The organism is Aeromonas sp. R6-1, from assembly GCF_040908165.1.
GTDB lineage: Bacteria > Pseudomonadota > Gammaproteobacteria > Enterobacterales > Aeromonadaceae > Aeromonas > Aeromonas caviae.
On record NZ_JBFODF010000034.1, the window covers coordinates 68,509 to 83,460 of the forward strand.

11 protein-coding genes and 1 pseudogene are annotated in these 14,952 nt (G+C 63.9%); 3 read left to right on the forward strand and 9 right to left on the reverse strand.

Annotated features, from left to right (window positions below; translation table 11 throughout):
* Nucleotides 1-12 precede the first annotated feature (12 nt).
* Entirely contained in the window at nucleotides 13-1,683 is a 1,671-nt protein-coding gene (locus AB5Y68_RS09845) for a (2,3-dihydroxybenzoyl)adenylate synthase (RefSeq protein WP_039038904.1), read from the reverse strand.
* A gap of 76 nt (nucleotides 1,684-1,759) precedes the next feature.
* Nucleotides 1,760-2,947, reverse strand: coding sequence for an isochorismate synthase MenF (locus AB5Y68_RS09850; protein ID WP_039038905.1), 1,188 nt, complete (start codon nucleotides 2,945-2,947; stop codon nucleotides 1,760-1,762).
* A gap of 320 nt (nucleotides 2,948-3,267) precedes the next feature.
* Between AB5Y68_RS09850 and AB5Y68_RS09855 the strand changes: the two genes are divergently transcribed.
* Nucleotides 3,268-3,819 carry a lipoprotein gene (locus tag AB5Y68_RS09855; protein ID WP_039038906.1) on the forward strand — a complete coding sequence of 184 codons (552 nt, stop codon included), beginning with the start codon at nucleotides 3,268-3,270 and terminating at the stop codon, nucleotides 3,817-3,819.
* 146 nt (nucleotides 3,820-3,965) lie between these two features.
* Complete coding sequence (locus tag AB5Y68_RS09860) at nucleotides 3,966-5,966, forward strand: hypothetical protein (RefSeq protein ID WP_039038907.1); 2,001 nt, start codon at nucleotides 3,966-3,968, stop codon at nucleotides 5,964-5,966.
* 58 nt (nucleotides 5,967-6,024) lie between these two features.
* On the opposite strand, the gene glgC is transcribed toward AB5Y68_RS09860, so the two are convergent.
* On the reverse strand, nucleotides 6,025-7,299 hold the full coding sequence (gene glgC / locus AB5Y68_RS09865; RefSeq protein WP_039038908.1) for a glucose-1-phosphate adenylyltransferase: 1,275 nt from the start codon (nucleotides 7,297-7,299) through the stop codon (nucleotides 6,025-6,027).
* A gap of 188 nt (nucleotides 7,300-7,487) precedes the next feature.
* Here glgC and AB5Y68_RS09870 point away from each other — a divergent pair.
* Nucleotides 7,488-9,124 (forward strand): annotated as a pseudogene (locus AB5Y68_RS09870) (EAL domain-containing protein).
* Here AB5Y68_RS09870 and AB5Y68_RS09875 read toward each other — a convergent pair.
* The 6 genes from AB5Y68_RS09875 to hemH all read right to left on the reverse strand — a co-directional run bounded on the left by AB5Y68_RS09875 (nucleotide 9,087) and on the right by hemH (nucleotide 14,917).
* Nucleotides 9,087-9,581 carry a hypothetical protein gene (locus AB5Y68_RS09875; RefSeq protein ID WP_010674428.1) on the reverse strand — a complete coding sequence of 165 codons (495 nt, stop codon included), beginning with the start codon at nucleotides 9,579-9,581 and terminating at the stop codon, nucleotides 9,087-9,089. The pseudogene AB5Y68_RS09870 and the gene AB5Y68_RS09875 sit on opposite strands and share 38 nt — an antisense overlap.
* 147 nt (nucleotides 9,582-9,728) lie before the next feature.
* Entirely contained in the window at nucleotides 9,729-10,091 is a 363-nt protein-coding gene (locus AB5Y68_RS09880; RefSeq protein WP_010674427.1) for a DUF2750 domain-containing protein, read from the reverse strand.
* 123 nt (nucleotides 10,092-10,214) lie between these two features.
* Complete coding sequence (locus AB5Y68_RS09885) at nucleotides 10,215-11,843, reverse strand: methyl-accepting chemotaxis protein (protein ID WP_039038910.1); 1,629 nt, start codon at nucleotides 11,841-11,843, stop codon at nucleotides 10,215-10,217.
* 162 nt (nucleotides 11,844-12,005) lie between these two features.
* On the reverse strand, nucleotides 12,006-13,310 hold the full coding sequence (locus AB5Y68_RS09890) for an inosine/guanosine kinase (RefSeq protein ID WP_010674425.1): 1,305 nt from the start codon (nucleotides 13,308-13,310) through the stop codon (nucleotides 12,006-12,008).
* 175 nt (nucleotides 13,311-13,485) lie between these two features.
* Nucleotides 13,486-13,878: an MAPEG family protein gene (locus tag AB5Y68_RS09895; RefSeq protein ID WP_010674424.1), complete on the reverse strand. Its 393-nt coding sequence runs from the start codon at nucleotides 13,876-13,878 to the stop codon at nucleotides 13,486-13,488.
* 64 nt (nucleotides 13,879-13,942) lie between these two features.
* On the reverse strand, nucleotides 13,943-14,917 hold the full coding sequence (gene hemH, locus AB5Y68_RS09900; protein WP_039038911.1) for a ferrochelatase: 975 nt from the start codon (nucleotides 14,915-14,917) through the stop codon (nucleotides 13,943-13,945).
* Nucleotides 14,918-14,952: the final 35 nt, after the last annotated feature.

The following is a 14,952-nucleotide window of genomic DNA, read 5'->3' on the forward strand; positions in this document are numbered from 1 at the left end:
CATGATTCCTTACTAGTTTTTATGCTGTAGAGGCTGGTTGGCGGCGATGGCGTGCGCAATGCGCGCCCGCAGCCCCTGCTTGTCAATCTTGCCCACCGCCGTCATGGGCAGGGCGTCCAGAGTTTCGAAACGGTCGGGCAGCTTGAAATCCGCCACCCCGCGCTCGCGCAGAAACTTGCGCAAGGCCAGCGGCTTCAAGGCGGGATCCGTGCTGACAATAAAGGCGCAGCTCTTCTCCCCCATGGCGCTGTCAGGCATGGAGACCAGGGCCGCATGGGTAATGGCCGGATGGTGCAGCAGCTGGTTTTCCACCTCTTCCGCCGCGATCTTCTCGCCGCCCCGGTTGATCTGATCCTTCTGCCGCCCCACCACGGTGAGGTAACCATCGGCATCCTGTACCACCAGATCGCCGGAGCAGTAGAAACCCTCGGCATCGAACACCCGGGCGTTGTGGGCCGGGCTCTGGTAGTAGCCGCGGAAGGTATAGGGGCCGCGGGTGTGCAGGGCGCCAGGCTCGCCGGGGGCAACCGGATTGCCCGCCTCATCGAGGATGCGCACCTCGTCGTCCGGGCTCATGGGACAGCCCTGGGTATGGATCACCTTCTCGTCGGGGTCGTCCAGCCGGGTGTAGTTGACCAGCCCTTCCGCCATGCCGAACACCTGCTGCAGCCGGCAACCGAGCAGCGGCCCAATCTTGCTGGCCACCGCCTCCCCCAGCTTGGCGCCGCCCACTTGCAGCAAGTCGAGGCTCTCGAGCTGAGTGCGCGCTGTGGGATCCGCTTCCGCGGCCTGCAGCCAGAGCGAGACCGCCGGCGGCACCAGCGAGGTGAGATTGACCCGGTGGCGGGCAATCAGCGGGAAACAGCTGATGGGGCTGGGGTCGGGGGCGAGCACCACAGTGCCGCCCGCCTCGAATACCCCGAGGGCACCCGGGGAGCTCAGGGGAAAGTTGTGGGGTGCCGGCAGGGCGCACAGATAGCGGGTATGGGGGCCGAGGCCGCAAATTTCGTTGCTGCGGCGCACGCTGTAGTAATAGTCGTCATGGGTGCGGGGGATGAGCTTGGGAGTGCCGGTGCTGCCGCCGGAGAGCTGGAAGAAGGCCACCTCGTTCGCCGGGGTCGGGGCAAAGGAGACGGATGGGGTGACCCCCTCATCCCCCTCGCCGAACCAGCGGGTCAGCCCCAGCGCCCCTGTGTCGCCATCCAGCAGCACCAGCTCGGTGCCGATGGTTGTCAGCAGCTCGCTCTCGCGACCCTTGCTCGCAAACAGCGGGTGAGCCAGCGAGCCGACAAAGAGGCTCGGAGTGATCTGCTCGGCATAAGAGAGGAGCTCCAGCCGGTTGTGGCTAAAGAGCGCGTTGACCGGCGCAATGCCGGCCTTGAGCAGGGCGAAGAACACCAGATAGAACTCGGCCACGTTGGGGAGCTGCACCAGCGCGGTATCCCCCACCCCCAGGCCGTGGCGGGCCAGATTCGCGGCCAGCCGGCTCGAGGCGGCGTCCAGCTCACGATAACTGAAGCGGCGCTCGCCGCAGAGGATGGCCTCGGCGTCGGGGGCCAGCTCGCACTGACGCGCCAGCATGGCGGTCAGCGGCTCGCCGCGCCAATAGCCCTTGGCGCGGTACAGCTGGGCCAACTCTTCGGGCCAGCGGGTATAGGGCAGGAAGCGGTTGAGTTGGCTCATTGCGCCACCTCCGGACTCAGGCCCAGGGCTTCCAGATTCGGCTGTCCACTCTGCCAGCCCAGATATTGAAGCTGCGTCATTGCGCCACCTCCAAATCCAGGCCCAGTGCCTTGAGCATGGTGCCCAGCTTGGTGCCGGTCTCGGCCCACTCCATGGCGGGATCCGAGCCCGCGACGATACCGGCGCCAGCAAACAGCTCCACCTGATGGCCATCGAGCACGCCGCAGCGGATCACCACGGCCCACTCGCCGTTGCCCTGGCTGTCGCACCAACCGACGATGCCGCTGAACAGGGCGCGCCGGAAGGGCTCCTGCTCGCGGATGAACTGGCGGGCCAGATCAGTGGGATAGCCGCACAGGGCCGGGGTGGGATGCAGCTGGCAGGCAAGTGACAGTACCGATGCCTCGCCGCCATTGAGCCGCCCGGCGATGGGGGTGCCCAGATGCCAGAGGGTATCCGTGCTCATCAGCGAGGGATGAGCGGGGATCGCCAGCTCGCGGCAGTGGGGGGTCAGCACCCGGCGGATCTCGTCGATCACGAGGCGGTGTTCATGCTGATCCTTGCGAGAAGCCAGCAGATCCCGGGCCACCATCTCGTCTTGCGCCGGTTCGCTCGCCCGTCTGGCGGAGCCCGCCAGCGGATGGGTGAACACCTCTCCCCCGCTGACCCGCAGCAGCAGCTCGGGGCTTGCGCCCAGCAGGCGGCGGTCCTGGCCGAGCGGCAGGGAGAAGTGGAAGGCGTGGGGATTCTGGGCCATCAAACGGGCCATCACCTGCTTAGGATCGGCAGGCTGGTGCAGGGTAAGGGTGAGTTTGCGCGACAACACCACCTTGGCGAGCCGGCCTTGTGCAAACGCATCCAGCGCCGCGCTGACCGAGGCCTGAAATTCGCTGGCCGGCGGGGTGCTCTGCACCGAGATGACCCGGTTGGCCTCGGGGGCCTGCTCAGCCGCTGTCACCGATGACGGCTCTGTCGGGGCCAGTTTCTCGCCCCGCTTATAGCTGCCGGGCACATAGAGGCAGGAGGCCTCCGCCGGGTCGAACGCAAAAGCACCGATCAGCAGAGGATTGCTATGGCCGGCGGCGCTGGCCGCGGCTAAGGCGCTGGCAATCTGTTGTTCCAGCAGGGGCCATTCACAGGCGGGGGTGGTGATGGGTTGCCCCAGGTCAGTGGCACTGATCGTGCCCTGACACGAGGTAAACAAGAAATCAGGCGACATCTTCGCCTCGGCAGGTGTGCCATTGTCCATTACTCGAGTCTTCACGTAACACCCTCAAAGAAGATTCAAAATGATAATGATTATCAGTTTGACTTTGTGCGGCGGTAAAATACTCGCTTTGAAATCGCGGGGTCAATGGGATTTTGCATCGCTAAAACAGGAGCTTGTCTGTGGGTATGTCGGGGATGACGCCAGGACGGGCCTGCTGGCGGTGAAGGGAAACAGCTACTCGAATGAAAACGGATTGCCATCCCCATATGGGGGATGCGACAGAAACCGGTCAGGGCGGCCCCACTGGCGGCCAACCCGCTTTGCCTCTAAGATGGCGCCACCTCTTGTGACAGCCCCGAAAATGGAACCCTCCCATGTTGAAACACCTGCTTCTGCTTCCCTTCGCCCTGCTGCTGGCGGCCTGCTCGCTGACCCAGTACAGCGTCAGCGAAGGGGAGATCAACCAGTACCTCAAGGAGCGAGTCGCCTTCGAGAAACAGCTGGGGATCCCCGGCATCATGTCGAGCAAGATCCGACTCGATGACATGCAAAGCCGCATCGGCCGCAGCCAGGCCGACAAGGTCGAGCTGGATGCCGCCGGCGAGCTGCAGGTGGCGAGCCCGCTGGGCAGCCAGCAGATGAAGATCCGCCTCTCCCTGCGGGCACGCCCGGACTATGTGGCCGAGCAGGGCGCCATCTATCTGCGCGATCTCGAATTGCTCTCCGTCAAGACCGAGCCGGCGGACGTGGGCACCGCCCTCTCCCCGCTCTTGCCCACCTTCAACCAGTCCCTCTCCCTGTTCCTCTCCCAGACCCCCGTCTACCGGCTCGATGGCAGCCGCCAGAACGAGGCGCGGATCAAGGAGAAGGTCGAAGCCCTCAAGGTGGAGCCGGGCCGACTGGTCATCCCCTTCAAACTGATGTGACACCTGCCGCCGCGCCTCTCCTCTTCACCCCACCGGGGCGCGGTTTTTTTCTTCTCAAGCCCCGCCCTTTGCCCCATAATGCACACCATTCTCATTTAGATTCATGAGAAGCGTCATAATAAAATCAACAATATGGTGAGAAGGACATGAGAAAAACCGTACTGGTGCAGGCGATCGCCTGCGCACTCCTCAGCAGCGCCGCACAGGCTGCCGTCAAGGTGGAGGACAAGACGTTCAACACCGCCGCCAACATGCTGGCCTACACCGAATTCGAGCTCTCCGGCGAGCCGCTGGCCGAGGCCCTCGGTCTGGATCTGGATGTGCTGGACGCCAACCGCGCCGACGAGCCGACCCCGTTCGACTTCGCCGCCGGCATCGAATCCTATGAATACTCCGAAGAGGCAATGTACGCCCTCAACTACCAGTCCGGCATGGGCCCCCATCTGGTAAACGGGCCGCAAAACCAGGCCCGTGGCGGCACCCTGGCCGACCTGGGCAAACGGGTACTGGCCATGGCCGAGGCCGTCGGCTTCCCCGCCGATGAAATTCCCCAGGGCATGTATCCCCTCTCCCTGCCCTACGCCTCCGCCAACCCGGAGTTCGCCCAGGCCGTGAACGCCACCCCGGTCAACGGTGACCAGATCACCATCAAGACCGCCAAGGGCAACGAGAAGAGCGTCAAGACCCAGGTCCCCGCCTACTTCCGCGACTACGCCACCCTGCGCTGGAGCGGCAGTGACAACCTGCTGGTCCCGGCCGCCGTGGGCGGCATCCTGCTCAAGGAAGTGATGTGGTCCCAGGATTTCCTGGGGGGCATGCACGTGGCCGAGACCGATGAAGAGGTGGAAGCCGCGTCCGCCACCATGGATCAGGACGGCAAGCACAAGCTGGGGGTTTCTGCCGCCGACGGCTTCAACGGCATGATGCTGACCGAGCAGTCCATCGACAAGCTCGCCATCCTGCAGGGTCAGCTCGGCTTTGACGGCAAGACCCTGGGCGCCAAAATCACCCCGCAGTACGATCCGGCCAAGGGGGTTGTCTACTTCCCTCATCAGGTGAAAGTGACCGAGACCAGCAAGAACGACGCCGGTGCCATCGGCAAGCTGGAGGTCGTGGACGGCACCGCCCAGTTGCGCGACGCCTGGATGCTGCTGTGGCCCCTCTCCGAGTTCTACGCCTTCAGCGATCAGCGCACGGCCAACACCAACCAGAACCCGGCCTTCCACGCCGTGTTTGACGGTGCCCCGTTCGCCGCCGCTCCGGCTGCCAACCAGACCAACGATCTGGGCAAGGCGGTGGCGGGCAGCGATGCCTTCTCCCTGGCCCTGAACCTCTCCAACCTCACCTTCAAGAACCTGCTGGCCCTGCACTTCGAGCCCAAGGCTGGCACCCTGGTCGACAGCTGGCAGGCTGGCAAACAGGCCGGGCACGTCACCACCTTCGACGCCGCCTACGCCCTGGTCGCCCTGCAGATCTTCCAGCGCGCCCAGGATGCGCTGCCGGTGGGTTACGCCGCCGGTGACAATGGCGAGCTGAACCTCAAGACCCCGCAGGGTGAGCAGGCGATCGCACTGGTCCGCAAGCAGGCCGATTTCATCCTCGCCAACCTCAAGGGCAAGAACGGCCTGGTCCATGACGGTCTGACCCTGGGCGGCAAGCTTGACGCCGGTCAGTCCATCGACGCGCAGTTCGCCGCCATCCGCGGCCTGACCGCCGCCTTCCTGGCCACCTCGGATGCCAAGTACCGCACCGCGGCGCGCGAGCTCTTCATCGCCGCCGACAAGGCCTACTTCAATGCCAAGGCCGGTACTTGGCTCGCCGGCAAGCAGGGTGAATACACCCCCTGGACCCAGGCCGGCATCTCCGGCGCCCTGCGCTCTGCCATGCTGAACCTGCGCAACGAAGGGGCCGAGAAGGCACCCGAGCTGGAGCTGGCACAGCTGACCCAGCGCTACGTGAGCTGGTTCCGCGGCACCGTCAACGGCGGCATGCAGATGGCCGAGTGGATCGGCGACTCCGGCGAGAACGTCATCGAGGGGGCCGGCAGCGACACCGACGAAGATGGCGTCCCGCAAGTGACCGCCGCCGGTGGCAAGCATGGCACCGCCATGGTGATGGCCGGCAAGGCCCTGGTCAGCGAGAAATAAATCGACCACCAATAGAAAGGGAGCCCAGGGCTCCCTTTTTTTGTCTGTGTCGACGAGGTTAGCCGAGCTTGGCCAGCATCGGCTTGGTCACCAGCACGATGCCCTGCTCGGAGCGGTAGAAGCGGCGTGCATCCTCGTCCGCATTCTCCCCCACCACCAGGCCGTCTGGCAGCTTGCACCCCTTGTCCACCACCACCCGGCGCAAGCGGCAACCAGCCCCGATCTCGACCCCGGGGAAGATCACCGCCTGATCCAGGGTACAGAAGGAGTGGACCCGCACGTTGGTGAACAGCACCGAGTTGAGCACGAAGGAGCCGCTCACGATGGAGCCCCCCGCAAACATGGAGTTGATGGTCATGCCGTGCTGGCCGTTTCTGTCCTGCACGAACTTGGCCGGGGGCGACATGTTCTGGCTGGTCCAGATGGGCCAGTTCTCGTCATAGATGTCGAGCTCGGGCACCACGGAGGCCAGGTCCATGTTCGCCTCCCAGAACGAATCCAGGGTCCCCACGTCGCGCCAGTAGGGTTTTTGCCCCTCCTTGGCCCCGACACAGGACATGTTGAACGGGTGGGCAAAGGCCTTGCCCTCTCCCACGATGCGCGGGATCACGTCCATGCCGAAGTCGTGCTTGGACTCCTGGTTGTGGATGTCCTCTTCCAGCAACTGGTAGAGGTACTCCGCCTCGAAGATGTAGATGCCCATGGAGGCCAGCGAGCGATCCTCACAGCCCGGCATGGCGGGCGGATTGGCCGGTTTCTCCACGAAGGCGCGGATCTTGCGTTGCTCGTCGATGTCCATCACGCCGAAGGCCGATGCCTCGCAGCGCGGTACCTCGATACAGGCCACCGTCACTTTGGCACCGAGGCGCACGTGATCCAGCAGCATGGCGGCGTAGTCCATCTTGTAGATGTGATCCCCTGCCAGCACCACGATGTACTTGGGACCGTAGTCACGGATGATGTCGACGTTCTGGTAGATGGCGTCTGCGGTGCCGCGATACCAGTGCACCTCGTCCACCCGCTGCTGGGCGGGCAGCAAGTCGATGAACTCGTTCATCTGGTAGCGCAGGAAAGACCAGCCCGATTGCAGGTGGCGCAACAGGCTGTGGGACTTGTACTGGGTCACCACACCCACCCGGCGGATGCCGGAGTTGATGCAGTTGGAGAGCACGAAGTCGATGATACGGAATTTGCCGCCAAAGTGGACGGCGGGCTTGGCGCGGTTATCGGTCAACTGCTTCAGGCGGCTGCCCCGTCCCCCTGCGAGCACCAAGGCCATACTCTGATTCAATAGTTGCCGTGCTTTGGCGGTGTCTACGGGTTCTAGCAACATATCTACCTCTGCTCTGTTGGGGCTGTTTTCAACCCATCTTCGCTTTTTTTACAGACCATGAAAGTGTTTTCACTCACATTTAGTTGCATTCCGCCGGCGCTTTATCGTGGAGTTGCGTGAGTACTCATGTTTTGCGCCAGCGACTTGGTTAGAATTTCTACATCATGAACATCATCAAGGATGAAACGATGTTGAATAAACATGAGGGAAACCTGCTGCTGGTCAGCGCACTGGTCTGCATTCCCATGCTGCTGTTGCAGGGAGTGCTGCTCGCCCCCCCGCCTCACCGCTCACCTTGCTGCTGGTCCTGATGACCACCCTGACGGGATTCGCCCTGCAGCTCTTTCTCACCCACAGCGTGCGCCGTGGGGAAAAGGCGAGGCAGGAGCAACGCTGGCTGCTGGCGCTGCAGCAGCGGGATCCCGCCATGCTCGACAGCGTACAGGCACAAACGGCTCTGCGCCAGCTCCTTGCGTCCTTCAATGAGGCCGAGATCGATGCCCACCGCCAGATCACCGAATTGCACAATCAGGCGACCCGGGACGAGATGACGGGCCTTGGCAACCGCCACGCCTTCCGGCGCGATCTGACCGAGCTGCTGCAACAGGAAAACACCCAGACCGCCATCCTGGTGCTCATCCGCGCCACCGAGCTCGGGACCCTCAACGCCCAGCGCGGCTTCCAGTCCGGGGATGCCTACATCCGGGACATCGCCGCCCTCATCAGCCACACCGTCAGCCGCTTCCCGGGCCACCGGGTCTATCGCATCTCGGGGGCCGATTTTGCCGTCCTGCTGCCTCCCCTGGCCCAGATCCCGCCCCATCTGCTGGGACGGGATCTGAAGCTCGCCTTCGATCGCTATCAGCACGATCACGAGCTCGAGAGCGCCGCCTACTCGGGCATGACCCGCTTGAGCAGCGAGCAGAAGATAGAGGCCATTCTGGCCCGGGCGGATCTCGCGCTGGCCCGTGCCCAGACAGAGGTGGTCAATGGCTGGGCCATCCAGCAGAACGACGAGGTGGTCGAGGTGCAGGGTCAGCGTCACTGGACCCAGGTGCTGACCGATCTGCTGGAGCAGGAGAGCATCAGCTTCACCTGCCAGCCCATCCAGCCCCTACATCGCGGCATGCTCGCCTACCACGAGATCTATCCCCGTTTCAGCAGCAGCGACGGCACCGTGCTGCCAAGCGATACCCTGCTCGCCATGGCGCAGCGGCTGGACATGGTACTGCGCCTGACCCAGATGGTGATCCGCCATGTCATCCGCCAATACCGCGCCTTCGGAGGCCACAACAGCCGATGGGGTCTCAATCTGCCGGGCTCCCTGCTGCAAAACAGCGCCTTTCTCATCTGGCTGGATCACCAGTTGCAAAAAGACCCCGACATCGGGGCCAATCTGGTGTTCGAGCTCGACGAGGAGCACCTGGAGCGCAACCTGACCGGGTCCAGGCGGCTGTTCGAGCTGCTCAGGCGCCACGGCAGCCGCTCGGCCATCTGCAACTTCGGCAAGGGGATCGGCTCCTTCAGCCTGTTTCGCGAGCTCAAACCCGACTACATCAAGCTGGACCCCGGTCTCATCACCGAGCTGGAGCAGGATCTCACCAACCAGCAGTTCGTGCGGATGATCGTCGACGTCTCCCATCGCATGGGCTGCCTGGTGATCGCGGAAGGGGTGGAACAGATAGGCCAGAAGCAGATGCTGCAGAGCATGTATGTGGACGGCTTGCAGGGCTACCTCATCGCCCGGCCCCAGGAGCTGGGGCCGGAGATCGGTCAGATGGGGATCTTCACGGAGACGGTTTCAGCTTCAACAGGGTCAGAATGATGTCGTTGAGCTGGCGATAGCGCTCCAGCTCCTTCTGATCGTAACGGGTCGCCAGCATGGTCGGGTTGTGGCGATGCTTGAGGTAGCGGTTGATCTGCAGGCGGTTGAACCCGGCCACCTTGTAGATCTGGCCGAGCAGGGCATTGAGCTCGTCGTCCGCCAGCCCGGCCCGGGTCAGGTAATCGGGTTGGGACGGGCTCTCCTGGCGGGCCGTGACCTTCTCCAGCTGGCCACGCTCCTGCAAATAGGTGAGCCACTGCTCCACGTAGAGCGGCTTGCAGCCCCCCAGCAGATTGAAGTACCCCACGGCATCGCAGCGGCACCCGCTCAGCAGCACCAGGGCCAGCTCGTCGCTGTCACACTGAAAGCTCACCGGGCCGCTCTGGCTCCAGTCCAGCGCCTGCACCTGGATCCTCCCCTGCGCCCCCGCCTTCGTGGTCACGTCAAAGACAAACATGGCACCTCCCGATCGGCAAAGGGTTGATGATGACCCATCCCCGGGACGGGTGCAAAGGCAAATCGCCTTTTCATGGCCCATGGCGGCCATAAAAAAACCGGCCCCCCGAAGGGGGCCGGTTCATCACAATCCGGCAGCACGGCTGACTCAGGCGTCCAGTTCCACCAGCGCCTTGGCCAGCTCGATGGGCTCGAGCTCCTGACCTTCCAGATCGGCGTTCCAGTTCGGGCCGACCAGCACGTCATCCTCGTCCAGATCGTTGATCCAGATGTCCAGGAACTCTTCGAGCTCGATCACTTCCGGCTCGTAATCCGCCCACTCGTCCACGCAGTGCAGGCGGGCATCTCCTTCGGCGGACCAGAGCGGCATCACGTCCGCATCTTCGAACTCGGCGGAGCGGCACACCACCCAGTCTTCACCGTAGCGCAGACCCCACACCTGACCCGACTCGCGGACTTCTTCGATGAACAGCTGGAAATTGGCGTCAAGATTGTCAGTTAGTTTGCTCATGGGGTCTCTCTCTTGCAAAGCAATGGCAGGCTGTCGGCCAGGGCTGGCCGAGAATGGGGCAGATGGTGTCCCAAAAGCCCCCCAGACTCAAGCCTTATCCCGAAAAAGCGGGGAGAAAGGCCGTCAGATGCGATATTTCGCCACCAGGGCCCCCAGCTCGTCGCAGGCCAGCGCCAGTTGCCCGGATGCCTGCTCGGTCAGCCGGTTCTGGGCCAGGGCATCCGCCGCCAGCTGGGTGATGGCCACCAGCCGCTGGTTGATCTCCTCCGCCGCCCGGCTCTGCTCCGCCGCCGCCGTGGCAATCTGCCCATTCATGGCAGTAATGGTGTGGACGGATCCATCGATGGCATTGATGGCGACATCCGCATCGCCGGCCCTGTCCGCCGTCGCGCGGGAGAGCTGCTGCAACTGGCTGATGCCGCTGACCACCTTGCCGGCCCCCTCCTGCAGCCGCTGGATCATCTGCCGGATCTCGTCGGTGGAGCTGTGGGTGCGGGTCGCCAGGGTACGCACCTCGTCGGCGACCACCGCAAAGCCGCGCCCCTGCTCCCCGGCCCGTGCCGCTTCAATGGCGGCGTTGAGGGCCAGCAGGTTGGTCTGCTCCGCCACCCCGCGAATGACGTCGAGCACGGAGCCAATCTGCTGAGTCTCCTGCTCGAGGCGGCTCACCGCCTGTACCGTCTCCACCATCTCGTCCGCCAGCTGGCTGATGGACTCCCGGGTCTGGACCACCACCTCGCGGCCATGCTGGGCCAGATTGAGGGCCGAATCCGCCGCGTCGGCGGCCTGGGCCGCGTGCTGGCCCACTTCACGGCTGCTCACCGTCATCTGCTCCATGGCGCTGGCCACCCGCAGGGTATCCTGCTCCTGTCCGGTGACGATGGCGCCGGTACGCTCCACCACCTCGGCCAGCTGGTGGGCATGCACCCGGTTCTGATCCGCTATCTGCTGGCTGCGGGCCACCAGCTGCGCCATCTGGCTGGCGAAGAGGTTGAAGTTGATGCTGAGCTGGCTCAGCTCGTCACGCCCCGACTCCGGCAGACGTACCCGCAGATCCCCCTCCCCCCTGGCGATGTTGCCAAGGGCCGAGACCGAGCGGGAGAGGGGCACGACGATGCTGCGCACAATGAGGCCGACCACGGCAAACAGCAGGAGGGCCAGCACCAGCCCGATCCCCAGCAGGGTGTGCAGCACCTCCCGGTACTGGGCCTCGACGTCGTCCACATAGACGCCGGTGCCGATGATCCAGTCCCAGGGGGCGAAGCGCTTGATGTAGGAGATCTTGCGTACCGGTTCGTCCACCCCCGGCTTGGGCCAGTAGTAGGCCACCTCCCCCGCGCCCTGGGCCCGGGCCAGATCGGCGAAGGCGACGAACAGCCTGAGCCCCTGCTTGTCCTCCACCCCGGAGAGATCCTTGCCGTCCAGCTCGGGTTTCATGGGGTGCATCACCATGGTGGGGTGGCTGTCGTTGATCCAGAAGTAGTCATCGTTGCCGTAACGCAACCCCTTGATCAGCGCCAGCGCCTCGGCCTTGGCGCTCGCCTCGTCCAGCTCCCCCTTGCGTACCCTGGCTTCCAGCCCTGCCACCAGGCTGTAGGCGGTCTCCACCTGGGCCTGGGTCTGGCGGCTCTTCTCCCCCATCAGCCCCTGCTGATAGATCTGCAGGCAGAAGAACAGCAGCAGTCCCAGCAGCGCCAGCACCATCAGGGTCACCAGCGACAGACGCCGACCGATACTCCATTGTCTCAACATACCCTCGCCCCGCAGCAGCTACATATCCTTAACACAAGGTATGCCGCCGCGACGCGGGCTGTCCACGATGTCAGCAAAAGCGATGCCAAAAACATGATCCAGCCCCAAAAACAAGAAAGGGTGCCCAGTGGCACCCTTTCTCGTGGTCGACAGGAAGAGGTATCACCGCTCCCAGTACACCTCTTCCAGGCTGTCTTCCTTCTCCGGCAACCCGCGGGAGAGGCGCGGGCTGCTCTGGGCCAGCACCTCGTAGCTCACCCGGTTGGCGTACTTGCACACCTGGGCCAGAGAGGAGTAGGTCAGGAATTCCGAGAGATGCTTGGCGGAGTTCGGCACGTTCATGCGGTGGTAGGCGTTCGCCACCATGTCGTGCAGCACGGCTGACAGCGCCCCGTCCCCTGCCCCGTTGGTGTTCTTGATCTTCTCCGGGCCGCCCATGTAGGGGGAGATGTGGGAGTAGATACGCGCAGGCTTGCGGCACTTGTCCCGGGCCATGGGGCGGCTGAACTCGTACATGTTGAACTCGGGGATGACGCCGGGCAGCAGGGTGTGGGTGGTCTCGCGCTTGTAGTCCTCGTCGGTGTAGCTCGCCATGTAGAGGCCGATGGGGCCGGCGGTGCAGAGCACCATGTCCGCCCAGTCCAGCGCCTTGTCGGCCGCGCCGAGGGGATCCTTTATCCCGGTCAGGGCCTCCGCCTCGTCCTCGTTCATGGCGAGCACGGTCACGTTCTCGCTGATGAAATCGCGCCACCACTGGGGATTCTCGTCGATGACGAAGCGGGTGCCCAGGGTCAGCACCACGGGCACCCCGGCCTCGCGGGCATAGCGCACCGCGGCCATGGCGGCCTCCTTCATGGGGGTGCCGTCGGCGCCGCGCACCAGGTAGGCGGTGATCACCAGGGCCGAGGCCTCCTTGATGATGGTCTCGGGGATGTGGTCCACATCCAGGTGATCCATCTTGCCGGCGTTGATGCCAAAGCTGCGCTCTCCCCCTTCGGTGATGAAGGTGAAGCAGCGCCCGACCGGGCCGTCCACCGGCTGCAGGTAGTCGAGGTTGACCCGGGAGGAGGTGTTGCACAGATAGCGGTAGGCATAGCTGCCGATGCGGATGTCCTGGCTCATGACGCCAAGCAGGATGGAGTGGGAGTCCGCCAGCACGGAGTAGTTGTGCATGGTGTTGCCGATGGTGCCACCGGCAAATTCGCTCACCACCATGTTGTTGGCCTTGAGCTCGTCGTAGACCAGCTCCGCCACCTCGTCGGAGATGAGCATGGAGTGGCCCTTGCTCAGGCCGTACCGGTTCAGGAAGTCTTCGTCCACATGGGCTTCGATATCCACCAGAGTCTGATCGATGCCCACTACATAGGCCTTGCCCAGTTCGGTGAGCTGGGAGTTCTGCGGGATCAGGGGATCACGTCTGTCGACCGGGAAGTAGTGTTTGGACTTGCGCTGACCGGGAAATTTCATGGCAATCTTCTGTGCTCTGGGGAAAAGAGGGGCGGGATTTTAACACAATCCACCACGCCGAAAAGTCGCACGATTGAATTTTGAGGTCAGTATAGACAAGGGCTTGCGAGGAAAACGTTTGACTTGTCTGCCACAAAAAACCACCCCGTGGCGGGGTGGTGTTGCGGGATGACATTCAGCTTGCCGAGAGCCCCTGCACCAGGGCCAGCACCGAGAAAATCCCCAGCGACAGCCAGAAGAAGAGGGTGCCGAAGAGGCGCGGCATGTTGGGAGCCCGGGGGATCTGGATGCCGATGGCATGCAGGATGCGCCCCACCAGCAGCAGCACACCGCCCAGGTGCAGCCAGAGCGCCCCGACCCCCGCCAGTTCGCACAGGGCCATCAGCAGCAGGGTGAGGGGCACGTACTCGGCAAAGTTGCCGTGGGCGCGGATCGCGGCCAGCATCTCGGGGGCTTCCCCCTCCCCTATCATCACCCTGAACTGGGCGCGGCGCTTGACCACCCAGAAGGAGAGCAGCAGGAACAAGAGCCCGAGCAGGCCGGCGTAAATCAGCGTGATATGCATCATCAGGACACTCCTTTATCGTTGAATCCGAACGTCCGCCACGTCGGGCACCGGATGAGAACGGCCATCATGCCAGCTCGCGACAGATGAGGGAAACCATCATGCGGATATGGGCCTGATCGCTGTTGAGGGCCGGGATGTATTCAAACTGCTCGCCACCGGCGGCCATGAAGATTTCCCGGTTCTGCACCTGGATCTCCTCCAGGGTCTCGAGGCAATCCGCCGAGAAGGCCGGGCAGATGACATCGAGCCGCTTGACGCCGCGAGAGGGCAAGTCGGCCACGGTCAGGTCCGTGTAGGGCTTGAGCCACTCCTCCTTGCCAAAGCGGGACTGGAAGCTCGCGGTCCACTGCTCCGGGGACAGCCCCAGCGCCTCCGCCAGCAGGGCGGCGGTGCGCCTGCACTGATGACCATAAGGATCCCCTTCCCGCTCGTAGCGCTCGGGAATGCCGTGGAAGGACATCAGCAGATGCTCCCCCTGGCCGTGCTGCTCCCAGTGGCGACGCACGCTCATGGCCAGCGCCTGGATGTACTCCGGGTGGGCATGGTAATCGCGGATGAGCCGCACCACCGGCAGATTGCGCTCGGTTTTCATCGCCCTGGCCCAGGCGTCGAACACCGAGGCGGTGGTACTGACTGAATACTGGGGATAGAGCGGCAGCAGGATCACCCGGTTGACCCCCTGGGCCTTGAGGGCCTGCCAGCCATCGGCCAACGACGGGGCGCCATAGGTCATGGCGAGCGCCACCGGCACCTCGACCCCTTCCCGCTTGAGCTCGTGCTCCAGGGCCGCGCGCTGCTGCTGGCTGATGACCATCAGGGGGGAGCCCTGCTCGGTCCACACCTGCTGATAGAGCTTGGCCACCTTGGGGGAGCGGGTCGGCAGGATGATGAAGTGAAGCAAGGGACACCAGAGGTAGCGCGGCAGGTCGACGACCCGCTGATCGTGCAGAAACTGGCTGAGAAACGCCTTGACCGCCGCCGTGGTCGGCGCGGCCGGGGTACCCAGATTGACCAGCAAGATCCCGGTTTTCGTGGTCACGTTAGCATCCTGTCGTTCTGTGTCGTGGGAATGGA

Bases quoted from the DNA above. Each gene is read 5' to 3' on its own strand.
- AB5Y68_RS09880 (WP_010674427.1), bottom strand. From the start codon at position 10,091: ATGAGCAAACTAACTGACAATCTTGACGCCAATTTCCAGCTGTTCATC.
- AB5Y68_RS09890 (WP_010674425.1), bottom strand. From the start codon at position 13,310: ATGAAATTTCCCGGTCAGCGCAAGTCCAAACACTACTTCCCGGTCGAC.
- AB5Y68_RS09860 (WP_039038907.1), top strand. From the start codon at position 3,966: ATGAGAAAAACCGTACTGGTGCAGGCGATCGCCTGCGCACTCCTCAGC.
- AB5Y68_RS09875 (WP_010674428.1), bottom strand. From the start codon at position 9,581: ATGTTTGTCTTTGACGTGACCACGAAGGCGGGGGCGCAGGGGAGGATC.
- AB5Y68_RS09885 (WP_039038910.1), bottom strand. From the start codon at position 11,843: ATGTTGAGACAATGGAGTATCGGTCGGCGTCTGTCGCTGGTGACCCTG.
- AB5Y68_RS09845 (WP_039038904.1), bottom strand. From the start codon at position 1,683: ATGAGCCAACTCAACCGCTTCCTGCCCTATACCCGCTGGCCCGAAGAG.
- glgC (WP_039038908.1), bottom strand. From the start codon at position 7,299: ATGTTGCTAGAACCCGTAGACACCGCCAAAGCACGGCAACTATTGAAT.
- AB5Y68_RS09895 (WP_010674424.1), bottom strand. From the start codon at position 13,878: ATGATGCATATCACGCTGATTTACGCCGGCCTGCTCGGGCTCTTGTTC.
- AB5Y68_RS09855 (WP_039038906.1), top strand. From the start codon at position 3,268: ATGTTGAAACACCTGCTTCTGCTTCCCTTCGCCCTGCTGCTGGCGGCC.